Here is a 17,383-nt window from a genome sequence, read left to right on the forward strand (position 1 = left end):
TATGAAAACTCAGATACAAATAGAAAATTTAAAATGTGGTGGCTGTGCTGCCACTATTAAAAAAGGAATAATAGGGATAGCAGGTGTAAATGAAGTAGAAGTTGATGTAGAAAAATCTATAGTTTCAATTTCTTCGGAAAATGATAATTTACAGGAAATAAAATTAAAACTATCTAAGTTAGGATATCCGGAAGTTGGTGATAAAAATACCATTGTACACAAAGCAAAGTCTTTTGTAAGTTGCGCTGTTGGTAGGATGGATTCTTAAAAATCACACTAAAAAAGAGGCCAAAAAACTATAAAAAATAAGGTTTTTTGCGCTCTTTTTTTATTATTTTAGTTCTATGAAAAAAGTACTGATTGCTATGTTACTTGTGGCTAATTTTAGCTTCTCACAAGAAAAAATTCCGTTTAGAGATTATAAAGATATTGTCGAAAAAATTCCTAAAATAGAAGGTAATGATAAGAAATTAGAACTTGTTAATACTCTAAGCAAGAACGATTCTGCATACTACTCTTTGTTAACAACCAAATCCTATTATTTACTTCAATTAAAAAAAAATGAAGAAGCTATAAGTGCAGTAAATGAAGGGATTAATAACCATCATACGCATTCAAAAGTTTTTTTTTATATAAATAAAGGAGTTGCTTTAGCAAATTTAAAAAGGTATGATGAAGCTATTGAAAATTATAATCAAGGTATTAAATTATACCCTAAAAACGGTCTATTATGGTTTAATAAAGGTGTAGTTTTAGAAGAACAAGGCAAATTAAATGAAGCCATAAATGTTTATAAAAAAGCAATTGCATTAAATCCTATTTATAGAAAACCACACCTGAAAATTGGTAATATTTACTACAAACAAGAGCGTTTAACCCAAGCATTAATGTGTTTTAATATGTATTTGCTTTTAGAACCAGATGGCGAAGGAGCATTTAATATTCTTAAATCATTAAATAATATTGTAATAGCCAAAAACTCTAATATAAGAGATCGCAAAATTGTTTTAGATGATGAAGATGATTCTTTTGAAGAGATAGATTTAGTTTTGACTAGTAAATTAGCGATGAATGAAAAATATAGCACAGGAAATGATATAAATATTGCTTTAACTAGGCAAAATCACGCTATGATTTCTCAATTAAAGGATTTTGAAGGGAATGGAGGCTTCTGGGATAAAACGTATGTTCCTTTTTATAAATGGATTTTAGAAAATAACAAATTTGATGATTTTGTCTTCACACTTGCTTATTCAATAGAGAATGAGGAATATAAAAAAATAATAGAAAAAAACACAAAAAAAATTGTTGCCTTTTTAGAAGAATTAAAAACAGAGTGGAGAAAAAGAGTATCAAAAAATAACACCCTTTTTAACGGAGAACTACAAGATGTTACTTATGAATATAATAATTCTTATGTTGATGCTGTGGGGAAAAAAGTGGATGGAAATACTATCGGAAACTGGGAGTTTTATAATGATTCAGGAAGATTAACAAGCACTGGAAGTTTTAATAATTTAGGCAAAAGAAGTGGAAAATGGTCTTGGTATTACTCTCAAAATAAAGTAAAAGATGTAGCATTCTATACTGATGGAAAGTTAGAAGGAAAGAACTTTATGTTTCACGAGAATGGCAAAAAATATGTAAATTCTATTTATAAAAACGATTCGTTACATGGCAAGTATGAATACTTTAATAACAAAGGAGCTTTAGTTCAAAGAAAATTTTTTAAATCGGGTGTATTAGATGGTATTTATAAGTCCTATTTTAAAGTTGGTGAAAAACTTCTTGAGTTTTATATTCCTTATAAAGAGGGTAAAATTGATGGAGAAGTTGTCGAGTATTATACCAACGGAAATGTGTATGCTAAGACGAATTATACTGCTGGGAATAAGACGGGTTTAGAAAAAGTGTATCATTATAATCAAAAAATATCAGCTGAGATTTCATATAAAAATGGCGAGTTAAACGGCAGTTATAAATTGTATCATTCTAATGGAAATATAAATGAAGAAGGGCAAAGTTTAGAGGGTTTTTACGATGGTCCTTGGAAAACGTATTATTCGGATGGCACACTTCAAATCGACTATAATTACAGAAAAGGAAAACTACATGATTTGTATAAATATTATGACACAGATGGTAAGCTCTTTTATGAATTTATGTATAGAAAAGGAGAAATAATTGCTTATAAATTTTTTAATAAAGACGGTTCTGTTTTAAAAGCAGCAAAAAAGAAAGGCGGAGAATTTTATTATGAAGGTTTTTCTCCAAAAGGAAACAAAACAACAGAAGGATTGTATGATATTTCAGGAGGAAAAATAGGGGAATGGAAATTTTACACAAATAATGGAGTATTACGCAACAAAGGAAACTTCAAGGAAAATAAAATTATCGGAGATTACTTTACCTACTTTAAAAATGGAAAAATAGACAATATTTCACCTTACAAAGAAGATGTTTTAGATGGTTATTATGTAGGAAATTATATCAATGGACAAATGAGTGCTCAAGGTTGGTATAAAGATGGAAATCAACATGGTGAATGGCAATATTATTATATAGATGGCACACTAAAAGCAATTAGCTTTTTCCATAGTGGACAATTAAATGGCGAACAAAAATATTACGGTGTAAATGGTAAGTTAACTTCTACTGCCAATTATAATTTTGATGATTTAATTTATGAAAACATTTATGGGAAAGAGGAAAAACTTTTGGAAAAAATAGATTATGTTTCTAAAGAAAATGAATATACCTTAGAATTGAAACATTTTAATGGTAAAACAAAGAGTACAGTTTCCTATGTAAATCAAGTAAAACATGGAGTTTATAAAACTTATTACTTTATGGGGAATAAAAAAATTATTGGAAGTTATCATAATGGAGAACAAAATGGACTTTGGACTTGGTATTATGAAAACGGAAATGTAGAAAGTAAAGCTACCTATGTTAGCGGAAAAGTACAAGGAAAAATTATAAACTATACGGAAAAAGGAATTGTTGAAGGAGATTATACTTTTGAGAATGATTTAGAAATTGGTACTAGTTTAAGGTTTTATGAAAATGGAGTCAAAAGCTCTAGTACACAGTATTATGAAGGCAATAAACATGGAAAAAAAATAAATTATGATAGTTCAGGACAATTACAACTAATTCGTTTTTACAATTATGGAGAAATTGTGGGGTATAGTTATTTAGATAAAAACGGAACAGAAATTGATATGATACCGTTAAACCAAGAAAGTGGTGAGATTTTAGCTTTTTTTGAGAATGGAAAACCATCTATAAACACAGAATATAAGTTTGGAGAATTAGAAAGTAGTTATAAATCATATTTCTTTAATGGTACTATTTTTGGGGAATTTCCTTACAAGGATGGTAAATATCATGGTGTTGTAAAAAAGTATTTTTTAAATGGTACATTAAAAGAAGAAACAACTTACTTTCATGGACAAAAACATGGTAAAAGCAATCTTTATTTCGAAAATGGAAATAAGAAAGAAGAACTGATGTTTTCTAATGATTTAGAACATGGAACGTTATATTTCTACGGTGAAAAAGGAAAATTAAAAATGAAAAAGGAGTATTTAAATGGAGAAATATACACGGTTGAAAATTTATAAATTAAGTCTTATTGCATTTTTTCTATTAGTAGCAACAGGCTTAAATGCTCAGTATTCTAAAGAGTTTTTAAAATACAGCAAATTATACCCAGAAGCAGCTAGAGTTAGGTTGCATCAAGAAACCATAATTACCATAGAAACAGGTAAAGAAGGATTGGAAATTAATCAAGAATTTATAGAAGAAGATTTGTATTTAAATGAATCTGCAACCTATAATTCTAAAAATACCTTAAACTTTTCTGCATTTTTTGAGATGAATGAGGTTGAAGCTTCATCAATGTCTTATGAGGATAATGATTATATAGAAACAAGAGTAGAAAAATTTACAGAGAAAGATGAAATTAATCAATCTTTTTATGACGATTCAAAATTGTTAAATTATGTATATCCAAATTTAAAAAAAGGATCAAAATCAAAATTAAAATATTCTCAGAAAATTAAAAATCCGCGTTTTTTAACGCCTTTTTATTTTGGTGATTATTTTCCGGTAAAAACAAATAAAGTAACCATTGTTGCAGACAAAGAGGTGAATTTAGAATTCAGAAATTTTAATATTACAGATGATGCCATAAAATTTACCAAAAAAGAAAAAAGAAGTAAAATAATTTATACATGGGAGTTAAATAATCAACCAGAATATGATTATGAGCCCAGTACGCCAAGTTATAAAACTATTTTGCCTCATATTGTGCCAATCATAACTTCTTATAAGGTTAAAAATGAAAAAGTAAAATTATTGGGAGAAATTTCAGATTTATATAATTGGTATTATTCTTTGGTAGAAAATGTAAATACAGAAGCGCCAAACCAAGAATTGGTAACTTTGGTACATGAAATTACTGCAGATAAAAATACTGATTTAGAAAAGGTAAAAGCCATTTATTATTGGACACAGCAAAATATAAAATACATTGCTTTTGAATATGCGCTAGGTGGTTTTATCCCAAGAGAATCTAATGAAGTTTTTAGGAAAAAATATGGAGATTGTAAAGACAATTCTAGCATCTTGTATAGAATGTTAGAAATTGCTGGCGTAAAAGGGAACTTAACGTGGATTGGTACAAGAAGTATTCCGTATACATATCAAGAAGTACCAACACCAGTTGTAGACAATCACATGATTCTTTCTTATGAAAATCAAGGAAAAACCTACTATTTAGATGCAACAGGTAGGTATATTAAATTTGGTATTCCTACTTCTTTTATTCAAGGAAAAGAAGCATTGGTAGGATACGGAAAAGAATTTAAAATTAAAAAAGTACCCATTATTGACGCAAAACAGAATGCAATTATAGATACTACCTACATTAAAATTGAAAATGGAAGTGTTATTGGAACTTCAAAAACAAGTATAACTGGTTACCCTAAAATTGATTTTTTTAACGATTTAGAAAACGAAAATACACCCACTAAACTAAAACAATTCTACAACAGCATGTTTGAAAAAGGGAATAATAAGTTTTTAGTAAGTAGTTTTAAAGAGATCAATAAATATGATTATGACAATGATTTTATAGTTGATTATAATTTTGAAATTAATAATTATTCTAAAAATTTGGGTGATGAAATTTATATCAACCTAAACTTAAACAATGATGTGTCTTTTTATAAAACAGATAAAAAGCGAGAGTATGCTATAGAATTCGATTATAAAAGATATTTTAGCTACACCACAACTTTAGAAGTTCCTAAAGGGTATACAATAGATTATTTACCAGAAGCTTTAAACGTTTCTAATGAACTGTTAACATGTGCTATTACGTATAAAGTACAGGGGAATAAAGTTATTTACAATCAAACAATTGAATTTAATTTCTTAACATTAAATTTAAAGGAACAAAAAATAGTAAATGAAAAGATTAAAAAAATTGTGAGAAGCTATAAAGAAATAGTAGTTTTAAAAAAAGAATAAAATAGAATAAAAAAGAATGATGAGGATTAAAATTAGTTTATTAGTAGCGGTATTATTTACTATTCAAATAGCAGTATCACAAGAAATGCCCTTTTTTAAAAGTTATGATTGGGAAGAAAATCCAAGTTATAAAATAACGGAAGGTAGCACAGAAGGTATGATTGCTATCAAAGAAAAAACAGTAACAGAGTTTTATTTTGAAGAAGAAAATTTAGTAGAATACTTTTTAGAACATAAAGTTTTATGGTTAAATTCTGATGATGCTATTGAAGAATATAATAAAATCTATTTGCCATTTTCATCAAGAGCAGAACTACAAATAAACAAAGCAAGAGTGATAACGCCAGAAGGAAAGTTAATCAACTTAGATAAATCTAAAATATTAACTGCGGATGATGAAGAAACGGGTAACACGTATAAGTATTATGCTTTAGAAGGAATTACAAAAGGAAGTTTTATAGAGTATTTGTATGTAGTTAAAAGACCTCCAACGTATATGGGTAAAAAAGTAAACCTACAAGATTCTTATACTATTCATAATGCAGAATTCGATTTGTTTTCTCCAAAAAATTTAGTCTTTAAATTCAAAAGTTTTAATCAATTACCAGAAGTAGAATTAGATACATTAACTTCGGAAAAATTACATTGGAAACTGCATGAAAATTCAATAAAGAAGTTAGAAAACGAATACCAAGCGGCATACAATGCATCAAGAAAGTTTTTGGTCTATAAAATGGATAAAAACATTGCAAATAATAAAGCTGATATTGTTTCTTACTCTAGTATTTCTCAGAATTTATATGATTCTTATTATCCTGATTATTCACAAAAGACAACAGATTTACTAAACAATTTTATAAAAGAGTTACAACTACCGGTTAATGCAGATGAAGAAACTATTGTTAGAAAATTAGATTTTTTTATAAAAACAAATCTGTATTCTCAAGATGTGTATAATGAAGATTTAAAAGATTTAGAACAAATTTTAACACATAAAGTGGCAAATGAAACCGGAATTATAAAACTATTTATTGCGGTGTTAAGAACATTGAACGTAAAACATGAGCTTGTTTTAACTAGTAATAGAAATGAAATAAAGTTTGATCCAGATTTTGAAGCAACCAACTTTTTAACAGATTTTTTACTTTATTTTCCTACCTCTAAAAAGTACTTGTCTCCAAATGCTTTTGGAACAAGATATGGCTTTCCAATGCCTTTTGTAATGGATAATTACGGCTTGTTTGTAAAAGAAGTAACCGTTGGTGATTATAAGTCTGCAATAGGGATAATTAAATATATTAAGCCTGTAAAAGTAGAAGAAACAGTAGATGTTATGAAAGTTACCATAGATTTTAATAAAGAAAATCTAACAGAAAATAGTGTAAATTTCAATAGAGCTTTTAGCGGTTACTATGCTATGAATATTCAACCTTTTATGCATTTAATACAAGGAGAAAGAAAGCAAGATTTAATTGATAGTTTTATAGAAAACATTACTACAGAACTTGAAATTACAGATAGAAAACTAGTAAATGATGAATCTGAGTTATTTGGATTAAAACCTTTACAATTTATTATAGATTTTACAACAGAAGCTTTTGTTGAAAAAGCAGGAAGAAAGTATTTGTTTAAAATTGGTGATTTAATTGGCCCACAAATTCAGTTGTACCAAGAAAAGAAAAGAGTATTGCCATTAGAAGAGCAGTTTCATAGAAGTTATTACAGAACATTAACAATTAACATTCCTGAAGGCTATAAAATTACAAATTTAGACGATATTAATATTGACAATTCTTTTTCTAAAAATAGTAAAGAATTATTCTCTTTTAAATCTTTTTACAAATTAGATGGAGATAAAGTTACCATTACAGCAGATGAACATTACAGAGAAAATATTGTGGATGTTTCTATGTATGAAGAATACAGAACTGTAATTAATAGTGCTGCAGATTTTAATAAAATTGTGTTGTTGTTAGAACCAAAATAATTGGTTTTACAAATAAAAGAAACATGCAAATATCCTGTTTGTATGCAAATTATCAATTGGAAAACTATACATATTTTGAAAAAAAATTCCCAAGCTAAAAACTTGGGAATTTTAATAGTAATTTATTTGGGGTTACAAATATTATTTCAATTTCAGAAAAAAAATAGTTTATCCTAAATAAGATTTTAAAACGTGCGTTTTAGATCTCGATTGTAATCTTTTAATGGCTTTTTGTTTTACTTGACGCACTCTTTCTCTAGACAAGTCGAACATTTCTCCTATTTCAGATAAGCTACAAGGAGCAGGAAGATTGATACCATAAAACATTTTAATAACTTTTGCCTCTTTGTGAGGTAACGATTCTATTGCTCTATTTATTTCAATACTTAAAGATTGATTCATTAAGTTTTTGTCTGGTCTAGGAGATTCATCAGACTGTAAAACATTGTATAAATTAGAATCTTCACCTTCTTTAAACGGCGCATCCATAGAAACGTGTCTTCCAGAATTTTTTAAAGATTGTGCTACTTCAGTTTCTGTCATGTCTAACTGTTTTGCAATTTCTTTATTCGTTGGCATGCGTTGTTCATCTTGTTCTAAACGAGCGTATATTTTTCGTATTTTATTAATACTACCAATTTTATTTAAAGGCAAACGCACAATTCTAGACTGTTCTGCCAAGGCTTGCATTATAGATTGTCTAATCCACCAAACAGCATAAGAAATAAACTTAAAACCTCTGGTTTCATCAAAACGTTTTGCTGCTTTTACCAAACCTAAATTTCCTTCATTGATCAAATCAGATAGTTTTAAACCTTGTCCTTGATATTGTTTTGCTACAGAAACAACAAATCTTAAATTTGCTTTTACAAGTTTATCTAAAGCTCTGTTGTCTCCTTTTTTTATCAGTAAAGCCAATTCTACTTCTTCATCAGCAGTAATAAGCCCAATTTTACTAATTTCTTGAAAATATTTTTCTAAAGATTTGGCATCACGATTGGTTACTTGTTTTACAATTTTAAGTTGTCTCATATATTATTTCGATTTTTTTAAGTTAAATTATTTTATATAAATAAATTACAGTCATCACAATTTTTGATTTCTCCGTAATACGTTTCTCTGTATTTATGAACTGTCTTAATAGGAATACCTAAAACATACTTTTTTATATAGGTTACTTTAGAGTTTAAGATGCCCATTGCCGATGAGTAATATTTTTCTTGTTTTGTTTTTCTTTTAAATTGAATTATTTTCATAGAAATGAATTTTAAGGATGCACATAAATGCATTCTAATTAGTGTTAATAAGAATTGAGGGAAGAAAAAAATAAGTGCAAAATTTTGCAGAATATGAAACTAGAAAGCACAAGAAATGAACTTGTTCAAATGATTACAATCAATTTGAAAAATTCTTGTGTTTTTAAAAAAGAAATGGGAAGTGTATTTCATGAAATCTCAATATACAAAAAAACGAGCGATTTTCAATAGAAAATGCTCGTTTTGTTTGTTTTTAGTCCATTTTTAATCAATTTTGATTAAAAAATAACGTTTATGCTAGAATTTTAAGGTAACTCCAATTAAAAAATTTCTAGTGGCTTGTGGGTAATAACCAGCATAATCTAAGGTAGTAATCTTACTTGCGTCAGACCAATTATCATCATAGGTGCCATAATAACCTCGGTCTACATATTCTCTATTAAATATGTTATTTATCAAAGCAGAAAACACAATAGATCTAAAAACTTTATTCGGATTTATTTCATAGACAACATTTAAATCAGACGTAAAATAGTCGTTTAAAACATCATTATCAGAAATAGCGCTGCTAAAATTACTCATAAATTGTTTGCCTACAAATTTAGATAAAAATGAAATTTGTAATTTTTCTAAAGGTTTGTAAATAAACATGTTTCCAACCACAACATCCGGAGAAAAAGATAAATCTGTATTTCCTAAAGCTTGCGGAGTTGGGTTTCCGTCTCTTGTAATAAAAAAGTCTCTGTTTTTGTTAGAACTAAACGCAGCATTTGGTTTTATAGAAAATTGATCACTTATAGTAATGTCTGCATCAATCTCTAAACCTAAGCGGTAACTATCTCCAGAAGTTGCTCTTACAGGCGCGCCAACATCATCTAAAGCACCTGTTAACACCAACTGATTTTTATAATTCATGTAGTAAATGTTGGTGTTCAATTTAAAGCTTTCAGACTTTAATCTCCAACCAAATTCTAAATCATTTAATGTTTCATGTGTTGTAACTCCAGCTTCAAAATCGTTTCTATTTGGCTCTCTGTTTGCCACAGCAAAAGAGGTGTATAAATTATTATCGTCGTTTATTTTATAGGTTAAACCAACCTTAGGATTAAAGAAATTAAAATCTGCATCTACATCAATAGGTGCTCGTTTAGAAGTTAACCCTTTGGTTTTATAATTTACAAAACGTCCTTGCACATCTGCATAACCAGATAATTTATCACTAATATCAAAAGTAGCTTTCGCAAAAATTGAAAAGTCTGTTTTTTTGGCATCAGAAAAATAATAACGATCTCTAATATTTGTATTTGGCGCTAAATCTTCTCCCCAAATTACTTCACCAAAATGATTTCCGGTATACTTAGAATAGGAAATTCCAGAAATTAAATTTAGTTTGTTTGTTTTATAATTTGTGTTGAAGTTTACAACGTAAAAATCGTTTTCTAACCAACGTCTTACTATGAGATCAGAACCATCAACAATTAAATCATTAAAAGCTGCAGCATCTTCATCTTCTTTGTATTGTTCATAAAAACCAGCACCTTTTGTGTAGTTTAAACCTAGGTTTGTAGACCATTTTTCATTCAACTGTTCATTCCAATGCAATTGGTAATGGTTTTGGTCGTAATCATCTACTTCATTTTCGTATGTATACGGGTTTTGTCTTCTATCTTCCTTTAATTCATCCGCAGTTAAACCATACCAAGCTTGATATGTTTTTTCTTTTCCTCCAAAAGTAACCGCTTTTATCAAGGTGTTTTCATCTGTGTAACTTCCTTGTAAATAATAAGATCTTAAATCTGCAGAAGCTCTATCTACATAACCATCAGAATTAATTTTAGACAAACGTCCGGCAACTTCAAAGTGCTCATTAATTTTACCTGTGCTAAATTTTACGGTGTGTTTTCTAGTTCCGTAAGAACCAAAAGAATTCGAAATTTCTGCAGAAGCATCTTCGGAAACCGCATCGGTTAAAATATTTAAACTTGCTCCAAAAGCTCCAGATCCATTTGTTGAAGTACCAACGCCACGTTGTAGTTGTAAATTTTGAGTAGAAGAAGCAAAATCGCTTAAATTTACCCAAAAAGAACCATGACTTTCGGCGTCGTTATACGGAATTCCGTTTACAGTAACATTAATTCTTTCTCCGTTAGAACCACGCACACTCATGTACGTGTAACCCACACCTGCACCAGCATCTGAAGACGAAACCACAGAAGGCATGTAATTAAGTAAAATAGGAATATCTTGTCCTAAATTACGTGTAGCAATTTCCTTTTTAGAAAGGTTAGAGAATGTAACAGGAACATCTGCATTCACTCTTACTGCAGAAACCAAAACTTCTTCTAAAACGGTAGAATTATACGCTAAAGAAAATGAAATGTTCTCATTTTTGCTGACAGTAATTTCTTTAGAAACTGTTTTGTACCCCATAAAAGAAACCTGAATGGTAAATTTTCCTTTAAGAAGTTGTACGCTAAACTTTCCATCAAAATCTGTAGAAGTTCCTTTGTTGTTTTCTTTTACCAAAATAGTTGCTCCTGGTAAAGAATCATTGTTTTCATCTACCACTTTTCCGTTAAGTGTAAATGTCTGGGCGTTTGCAAGTATACTTGCAAACAAGAATAAAAAAAAGATATTTTTTTTCATTTTAAAAAATTTTAAAACGAATAAAAAGAGGTAATTATTCTTGTGATTAATATTGAATAATTAGTTGCTGCCATTACGAGGAGTTTACGACCTGGTAATCTCTTCAATAAGAAAGATTGCTTCAGAAAAAAATCTTCGCAATGACATTCGATATTTCCTAAACAGCATTACCTGTTCTAGGTTCAATGGGTATGATCTCAGCCTTTTAGAAGTTTAAAGTTTAAAAAGTTAAAAGTTTGAAAGTCTACTAAGACTAAAAACTAAAAACTAAAAACTAAAAACTGTAATTAGCACCCCTTTATGAGAACGGCGCAAAATTAACTCAGTTTTTTGACATACAAAACAACAAAAGCATTTTTTTTAGAAGCTATTTCTTGCTTGGAGTTTATTTTGAGCACAGTAGAAAGTCTGTATCCTTTTTTCTGCTGTCATTACGAAGTTTACTTTTTTGTACACTGCGGCAATCTCATTATTAGAAACAGATTGCATCGTTCCTGGAAATTATGCCTTTTTAAAAAGCAATAATAAGAATGTTATTCCTAAATGAGTCTTTTGACGATTGCGGAATCTTAAGTTAAAAAAATGTAGTTTTTACTCTAAGCCAGGTTTCTTTCTCAATGTTTTTTTAGCCGAATTTCTCTTTTTCTTTTCGATATTTTTTCGAACAGAAGATTTGCTCGGTTTTGTAGGTCTTCTTTTTTTTGGACGAATTAAATTTACCCGTAACAATTCTAAAAAACGTTTGATAGCCAATTCTTTATTTCTGTGTTGAGAACGAGATTCATCACAAAATAAAACCAACATATTTTCTTTAGTCAACTTACTAGAAAGTTTGGTTTTTAGCAATATTTTTTCATTCTCAGAAAGCGAAAGTGAGTTTTCTAAATCAAAAGTTAACTCAATTTTAGACGACACTTTATTTACATGTTGTCCGCCAGCACCAGAACTTCTAATGCCTTTAAAATTTAGTTCTCTTATGATGTTTTCTTTGTTCATTTGGTTTAAAAATAGAATTTAGATTATAGACAAAAGAATATAGAAGAGCTTTTTTGCTCTATTCTCTAACTTCTTTTTTCTATTTTTTTAATACTCAAACGGAGTGCCAAAATCGCTTGTGTTTTGATGTAAAAAATGCATGTCTATATCTTGTAAAGAATCTGAAAAAGTGTGTAAATTTTCTTTGTTTTTTAAGATTTTATCAATGGCTTTTGTGGCAATTTTTAAACGAGTTTCTTTGTCGCCTTTTAATAGAATATAAGGTCTGTTGTTGTCTATTAAAGATTTTTCAAAAGCATTAAACATTTCTAAGCGCAGTTCTGGTCTGTCTCGCAAATCATCTTCTTCCCAAGGAGTATCTATATAGGTTAGCAAATACAAATCATAGGAGTTTTTACTTGCTGCTTCGTTTAATTTTTCATCAACAAAACCACCATAAAACTCTTCGGAGTATACTTTGGTTTCTAATAAGTCTGTATCACAAATTAAAATTTTATCGGCTTTTTTAGCCAAAGCATTTTCTAATTTCATTTGTCCAACTGCAATGGGAAGTAAATCTTCTTTTTCGCAAGTTTTACGCTCATTATTCCATTTTTCTTGCAAATATTCACGCGCAAATTCTGGAGCCCAAACCGTATTATAATAACGTGCTAAATGACGAGAAAGTGTTGTTTTTCCGGAAGATTCTGGGCCAAAAAGTACAATTTTTACAATGTTAATTGGGGTTTGTTTAAGTGTTTTTTCCATGCTAAATAACCAAAGATTGCTATAAAAGTAAAAATTAAATATTGAATACTAGTAAAAGTAAACCCTTTATAAAAATATAAAGGAGCAGAAATTATGTCTCCAACAATCCAATAAATCCAGTTTTCTATTTTTCGTTTTGCCATTAACCACATTCCTACAAAGAAAATAGCGGTAGTAATGGTATCTACATAAGCCGTCCAATTTGTCCATTTTTCAAAATAAGTATACACGGCATACACAAAAATAAGTGTGGCTATAAAAATAAGAATACTCAGCTTTTTTTCTTTTAATGTTGTTCTGCTTATTGGCGTTTCATGTTCTCCGTCACTTTTATAGGTCCATATATACCAACCATAAACACTCATTATAAAATAGTAGGCGTTTATCATCATATCACCTAAAAGTTCCCATTTTAAAAGAAGGTAGACAAAAATTAGGGTGCTAATCATTCCTGTAGGAAACACCCAAATTTTATTTTGTTTAGAATACCAAACAGACAAAAAACCAAAAATTATAGCAATAATTTCTAAAGTAACATCTATGGTTTCATAGGTTTTATATTGCCCAAAAAGGGAATCGAAAATTTCTGACATTTTGTTTTTTAAGATTGTAAATGTAAAAAATTATAAGATGCTGAAGCAGTTTCTGCTGTATCAATTTAATGGGCTTTTTTATTTTATGTAGTAGTACAAGATTGTTTTTGGTTTCAACTTAAAAATTAATACGCATAGACACAGGTAAATCCTTCAAATTCTAAAAATTGAATATTATAAGAAGATTCTTCACCATTATACCGAATTTCACCAGTAGTTTTTTCATCAGCAAACTTAAAATCTTCAATATAAATATGATGTAAGAATGCTAGTTTTTGTTTTCCGTAAATTTTATACAAACTCTCTTTTGCTCCCCAAACAATGGTTAATTTACTAATTAAAGCCTCTGAATTTGCAATGGTTTTATATTCTTCAATAGGAGTAAATTTAAAGGCGATTTTTAAAATTTTATCACGTTGTTTTTCAATATCAATTCCAACGGGAGTTTCATAAGAAAAAATAATACCGGTAAACTCAAAAGAATGGGTAATAGAAATATACCTTCCGTTGGTTAAATGCGGTTTTCCATGTTCATCATAATGCAAATCTGCATCTGTTAAACCTACTTCTTTTAATAAATGCCTAATACTTAAAAAACCTTTTTGATGAATTTCAGAATGCATAGAATTATACCTAGTTTCATTACTTTCTGTAAGTGAAATGCCAGTTTTTAATTCATCTATAGTTTCTTCAATTTTCCAAATGAAAACTTTAGTTGTGTTGCTGATAGTTAATGTTTTGTAAAGAGCCATAATTTTTAAAATCTATGTCGTAACTTTGCAGTCGCAAAAATTAGAATATAAATATACACAATATGAGCACAAAAACAGCATACGTACCGTTTAAAGTTAAAGATATTTCTTTAGCTGATTGGGGAAGAAAGGAAATTAACTTGGCAGAAGCAGAGATGCCAGGACTAATGTCTTTAAGAGAAGAATATAAAAATGAGCAACCATTAAAAGGCGCTAGAATTGCAGGTTGTCTTCATATGACAATTCAAACAGCAGTTTTAATTGAAACTTTACAAGCGTTAGGTGCAGAAGTAACTTGGAGTTCTTGTAATATTTTTTCTACACAAGACCAAGCAGCAGCAGCAATTGCAGCAACAGGAACACCTGTGTATGCGTGGAAAGGTTTAAGTGAAGAAGAATTTGATTGGTGTATAGAGCAAACTTTGTTTTTTGGAGAAGACAGAAAACCTTTAAATTTAATTTTAGATGATGGTGGAGATTTAACCAACATGGTTTTAGATAAATATCCAGAATTAGCTGCAGGAATTAACGGTTTATCAGAAGAAACTACTACAGGTGTTCACAGATTGTATGAGCGTGTAAAAGCAGGAACTTTACCAATGCCAGCAATTAACGTAAACGATTCTGTTACAAAATCTAAATTTGATAACAAATATGGTTGTAAAGAATCTGCAGTAGATGCAATTCGTAGAGCAACAGACATTATGTTAGCCGGTAAACGTGTAACTGTTTGTGGTTACGGAGATGTTGGTAAAGGAACAGCAGCCTCTTTTAAAGGAGCAGGTTCTATTGTAACGGTTACAGAAATAGACCCAATTTGTGCGTTACAAGCTGCAATGGACGGTTTTGAAGTTAAGCGTTTAGAAACTGTTGTTGGTAATTCAGACATTATTATTACTACAACTGGTAACAAAGATATTATACAAGGGCGTCATTTCGAAGCAATGAAAGACAAAGTGATTGTATGTAACATTGGGCACTTTGATAATGAAATTGACATGGCTTGGTTAAACGGAAATCATGGTCATACAAAAGATACTATCAAACCACAGGTTGATAAATATAACATCAACGGAAACGATATTATTTTGTTAGCAGAAGGACGTTTGGTAAATTTAGGATGTGCAACAGGTCACCCAAGTTTTGTAATGTCTAACTCATTTACAAACCAAACTTTAGCACAAATAGAACTTTGGAAAAACAAAGAAGCTTACGGAAACGAAGTGTACATGTTACCAAAACACTTAGATGAAAAAGTAGCAAAATTACATTTAGCAAAAATAGGCGTAGAGCTTACAGAATTGCGTGAAGAGCAAGCATCTTATATTGGAGTCACCGTAGATGGTCCTTATAAACCAGAACACTATAGATACTAAATAGTTGTTGGTTTTTGGTTGTTAGTTATTAGTGACAAAAACTCGAAACAACGTTGTCATTCCGAAATGAGTTTTTTTAAGTCTTTAGACTTGGCTCAAGATAAACTAATGAGGAATCTCATAAATATAGAAACCCTTTCATTTATTTGAAAGGGTTTTTTCTATATTGAGCTTGTCGAAATATGGGCGTTTTAACAGGCTTTCACTACTCGCTTTTTTGTTGAAAAAACAAAAAGAGCTCAAACAGACCGTTCAATCCTTAACGCGAGCTTTATCTTTTAAAAAATATGTTCACTTTGATTAAAGATTAACAGAACAATTTCAATTTTGTTTTTATTTGAAATTCTATATATTAAAGAAATATGTTTATTAATTACACATTTATGTAAATCTAAATAAGCCTATTTTGGACAGATATGATTGTGAATATTTATATTTTCTATTAGCTCATTTACTTGAAATTCAAGTTTTTCAACCGTTTCCATTCCCCATTTATAAAAAACTTGTTCAATAATATCTAAAAAAGAATTTTCAGCATTTTTAGACCAAACAATATCCACTATGCTTGTTTTAGAGAAGTAATTTTGCTTTTTACAGAAGACATCACTTCTTTATGAGAAACAATATTTCCGTTTTCTAAATCTTGTAAACCTTTAGAAATTGACTTTTTTTCAGAAGAAGAAAGTGTATTGTACCAATCATCAGGTGAGTTTTTACGAGATAAAACTTCACGAATTTTTTTAATCGTTGAAGTGTCTTGCAATTCAATAATTTGCTGAATTAAAAGATATTTTTCTGATTGAATGTCCATATGTAACAAATATAGTAAAAAGTAAAGATAGTTTCTAAAAAAAAGATGAGGTTGTTATAACTAACCCAAGCTTGTTATTATTAAAAAAGCTTTTATTATTTTAGAAAATACTACCTTTCAAAAAAATAAATTCTAAATGAAAACAATAAATACATCAACATTAGAAAACAGATTAAAAACTTTAGAAAGCTATATTTCGCATAGTAAAAGTATAGATACTAAGGTTTCTAAAGCAACTGTTGCATGGCATTTAGACCATAGTTTAAAAGTGATAAATGCGGTAGCAAAAAGTATGGAAAGTTCAAATCCAATATTATTTAGAAATAACTTTAGTCTTATTGGTAAAATATGCCTTAAAATTGGTTTCTTTCCAAGAGGAAAAGCAAAAGCACCAAAATATGTAAAACCACCAGAAGTAATTTTAGATTCAGAAATTATTACACAATTAGCAGCAGCAAGAGCGCATATTAAGGCAATTAAAAATTTAGATAAAAACGCCTATTTTAGACATCCTTTATTCGGTCATATCAACAAGAAAAGGGTTTTTCGTTTTTTAGATACACATACAAACCATCACTTAAAAATTGTAAAAAGTATCTTAAAAAACGTGAGTTCGAGCTAATCAATCGCAATACTCGGTAACATATTGGGTATTTTTATAGAAGGTTTTTTAGGTAAAAA

Annotated in this window: 15 protein-coding genes; 6 read left to right on the forward strand and 9 right to left on the reverse strand. The window is 29.2% G+C overall.

What is annotated here, in order from left to right; translation table 11 throughout:
* The first annotated feature begins 1 nt into the window (after position 1).
* The 4 genes from ACSHW5_RS13650 (at position 2) to ACSHW5_RS13665 (ending at position 7,525) form a co-directional block, all read left to right on the forward strand.
* The gene (locus ACSHW5_RS13650) at positions 2-268 is read left to right on the forward strand and encodes a heavy-metal-associated domain-containing protein (protein ID WP_435676700.1); all 267 of its coding nucleotides are present in this window, start codon (positions 2-4) and stop codon (positions 266-268) included.
* A gap of 76 nt (positions 269-344) precedes the next feature.
* On the forward strand, positions 345-3,626 hold the full coding sequence (locus ACSHW5_RS13655; RefSeq protein WP_435676701.1) for a tetratricopeptide repeat protein: 3,282 nt from the start codon (positions 345-347) through the stop codon (positions 3,624-3,626).
* Positions 3,613-5,538, forward strand: coding sequence for a transglutaminase-like domain-containing protein (locus tag ACSHW5_RS13660; protein WP_435676702.1), 1,926 nt, complete (start codon positions 3,613-3,615; stop codon positions 5,536-5,538). The genes ACSHW5_RS13655 and ACSHW5_RS13660 overlap by 14 nt, the downstream gene beginning before the upstream one ends.
* Before the next feature lie 19 nt (positions 5,539-5,557).
* On the forward strand, positions 5,558-7,525 hold the full coding sequence (locus ACSHW5_RS13665) for a DUF3857 domain-containing protein (RefSeq protein ID WP_435676703.1): 1,968 nt from the start codon (positions 5,558-5,560) through the stop codon (positions 7,523-7,525).
* A 168-nt stretch (positions 7,526-7,693) separates the two neighbouring features.
* On the opposite strand, the gene ACSHW5_RS13670 is transcribed toward ACSHW5_RS13665, so the two are convergent.
* From ACSHW5_RS13670 to ACSHW5_RS13700, 7 genes are all read right to left on the reverse strand, one after another.
* Positions 7,694-8,557 (reverse strand): sigma-70 family RNA polymerase sigma factor, encoded by an 864-nt coding sequence (locus tag ACSHW5_RS13670; protein ID WP_435676704.1) that lies wholly within the window; start codon positions 8,555-8,557, stop codon positions 7,694-7,696.
* A gap of 32 nt (positions 8,558-8,589) precedes the next feature.
* A complete protein-coding gene (locus ACSHW5_RS13675; protein ID WP_435676705.1) occupies positions 8,590-8,781 on the reverse strand; it encodes a hypothetical protein in 192 nt (63 codons plus the stop codon).
* A gap of 297 nt (positions 8,782-9,078) precedes the next feature.
* Positions 9,079-11,427 (reverse strand): TonB-dependent receptor, encoded by a 2,349-nt coding sequence (locus tag ACSHW5_RS13680; RefSeq protein ID WP_435676706.1) that lies wholly within the window; start codon positions 11,425-11,427, stop codon positions 9,079-9,081.
* A 591-nt stretch (positions 11,428-12,018) separates the two neighbouring features.
* A complete protein-coding gene (gene arfB, locus ACSHW5_RS13685; protein ID WP_435676707.1) occupies positions 12,019-12,423 on the reverse strand; it encodes an alternative ribosome rescue aminoacyl-tRNA hydrolase ArfB in 405 nt (134 codons plus the stop codon).
* An 87-nt stretch (positions 12,424-12,510) separates the two neighbouring features.
* The gene (locus tag ACSHW5_RS13690; protein WP_435676708.1) at positions 12,511-13,170 is read right to left on the reverse strand and encodes an AAA family ATPase; all 660 of its coding nucleotides are present in this window, start codon (positions 13,168-13,170) and stop codon (positions 12,511-12,513) included.
* Entirely contained in the window at positions 13,131-13,763 is a 633-nt protein-coding gene (gene pnuC, locus ACSHW5_RS13695; RefSeq protein WP_435676709.1) for a nicotinamide riboside transporter PnuC, read from the reverse strand. Before pnuC ends, ACSHW5_RS13690 begins: the two co-directional genes overlap by 40 nt.
* Before the next feature lie 125 nt (positions 13,764-13,888).
* Positions 13,889-14,515, reverse strand: a complete 627-nt coding sequence (locus tag ACSHW5_RS13700) for a 4'-phosphopantetheinyl transferase family protein (protein WP_435676710.1) — start codon at positions 14,513-14,515, stop codon at positions 13,889-13,891.
* Between the two features lie 62 nt (positions 14,516-14,577).
* Here ACSHW5_RS13700 and ahcY point away from each other — a divergent pair, with 62 nt between their 5' ends.
* Complete coding sequence (gene ahcY, locus ACSHW5_RS13705) at positions 14,578-15,891, forward strand: adenosylhomocysteinase (RefSeq protein WP_435676711.1); 1,314 nt, start codon at positions 14,578-14,580, stop codon at positions 15,889-15,891.
* A gap of 401 nt (positions 15,892-16,292) precedes the next feature.
* On the opposite strand, the gene ACSHW5_RS13710 is transcribed toward ahcY, so the two are convergent.
* Together ACSHW5_RS13710 and ACSHW5_RS13715 are read right to left on the reverse strand one after the other, a co-directional pair.
* Positions 16,293-16,451, reverse strand: a complete 159-nt coding sequence (locus ACSHW5_RS13710; RefSeq protein WP_435676712.1) for a hypothetical protein — start codon at positions 16,449-16,451, stop codon at positions 16,293-16,295.
* On the reverse strand, positions 16,451-16,702 hold the full coding sequence (locus tag ACSHW5_RS13715; protein ID WP_435676713.1) for a hypothetical protein: 252 nt from the start codon (positions 16,700-16,702) through the stop codon (positions 16,451-16,453). The genes ACSHW5_RS13710 and ACSHW5_RS13715 overlap by 1 nt, the downstream gene beginning before the upstream one ends.
* A 136-nt stretch (positions 16,703-16,838) precedes the next feature.
* On the opposite strand from ACSHW5_RS13715, the gene ACSHW5_RS13720 reads away from it, so the two are divergent.
* On the forward strand, positions 16,839-17,324 hold the full coding sequence (locus ACSHW5_RS13720; protein WP_435676714.1) for a DUF1569 domain-containing protein: 486 nt from the start codon (positions 16,839-16,841) through the stop codon (positions 17,322-17,324).
* Positions 17,325-17,383 lie beyond the last annotated feature (59 nt).

The sequence above is a fragment of the Polaribacter sp. genome, from assembly GCF_051251875.1.
GTDB lineage: Bacteria > Bacteroidota > Bacteroidia > Flavobacteriales > Flavobacteriaceae > Polaribacter.

Bases quoted from the DNA above. Each gene is read 5' to 3' on its own strand.
- arfB (WP_435676707.1), bottom strand. From the start codon at position 12,423: ATGAACAAAGAAAACATCATAAGAGAACTAAATTTTAAAGGCATTAGA.
- ACSHW5_RS13665 (WP_435676703.1), top strand. From the start codon at position 5,558: ATGAGGATTAAAATTAGTTTATTAGTAGCGGTATTATTTACTATTCAA.
- ACSHW5_RS13715 (WP_435676713.1), bottom strand. From the start codon at position 16,702: ATGGACATTCAATCAGAAAAATATCTTTTAATTCAGCAAATTATTGAA.
- ACSHW5_RS13650 (WP_435676700.1), top strand. From the start codon at position 2: ATGAAAACTCAGATACAAATAGAAAATTTAAAATGTGGTGGCTGTGCT.
- ACSHW5_RS13720 (WP_435676714.1), top strand. From the start codon at position 16,839: ATGAAAACAATAAATACATCAACATTAGAAAACAGATTAAAAACTTTA.
- ACSHW5_RS13680 (WP_435676706.1), bottom strand. From the start codon at position 11,427: ATGAAAAAAAATATCTTTTTTTTATTCTTGTTTGCAAGTATACTTGCA.
- ACSHW5_RS13700 (WP_435676710.1), bottom strand. From the start codon at position 14,515: ATGGCTCTTTACAAAACATTAACTATCAGCAACACAACTAAAGTTTTC.
- ACSHW5_RS13690 (WP_435676708.1), bottom strand. From the start codon at position 13,170: ATGGAAAAAACACTTAAACAAACCCCAATTAACATTGTAAAAATTGTA.
- pnuC (WP_435676709.1), bottom strand. From the start codon at position 13,763: ATGTCAGAAATTTTCGATTCCCTTTTTGGGCAATATAAAACCTATGAA.
- ACSHW5_RS13675 (WP_435676705.1), bottom strand. From the start codon at position 8,781: ATGAAAATAATTCAATTTAAAAGAAAAACAAAACAAGAAAAATATTAC.
- ACSHW5_RS13670 (WP_435676704.1), bottom strand. From the start codon at position 8,557: ATGAGACAACTTAAAATTGTAAAACAAGTAACCAATCGTGATGCCAAA.
- ACSHW5_RS13655 (WP_435676701.1), top strand. From the start codon at position 345: ATGAAAAAAGTACTGATTGCTATGTTACTTGTGGCTAATTTTAGCTTC.
- ahcY (WP_435676711.1), top strand. From the start codon at position 14,578: ATGAGCACAAAAACAGCATACGTACCGTTTAAAGTTAAAGATATTTCT.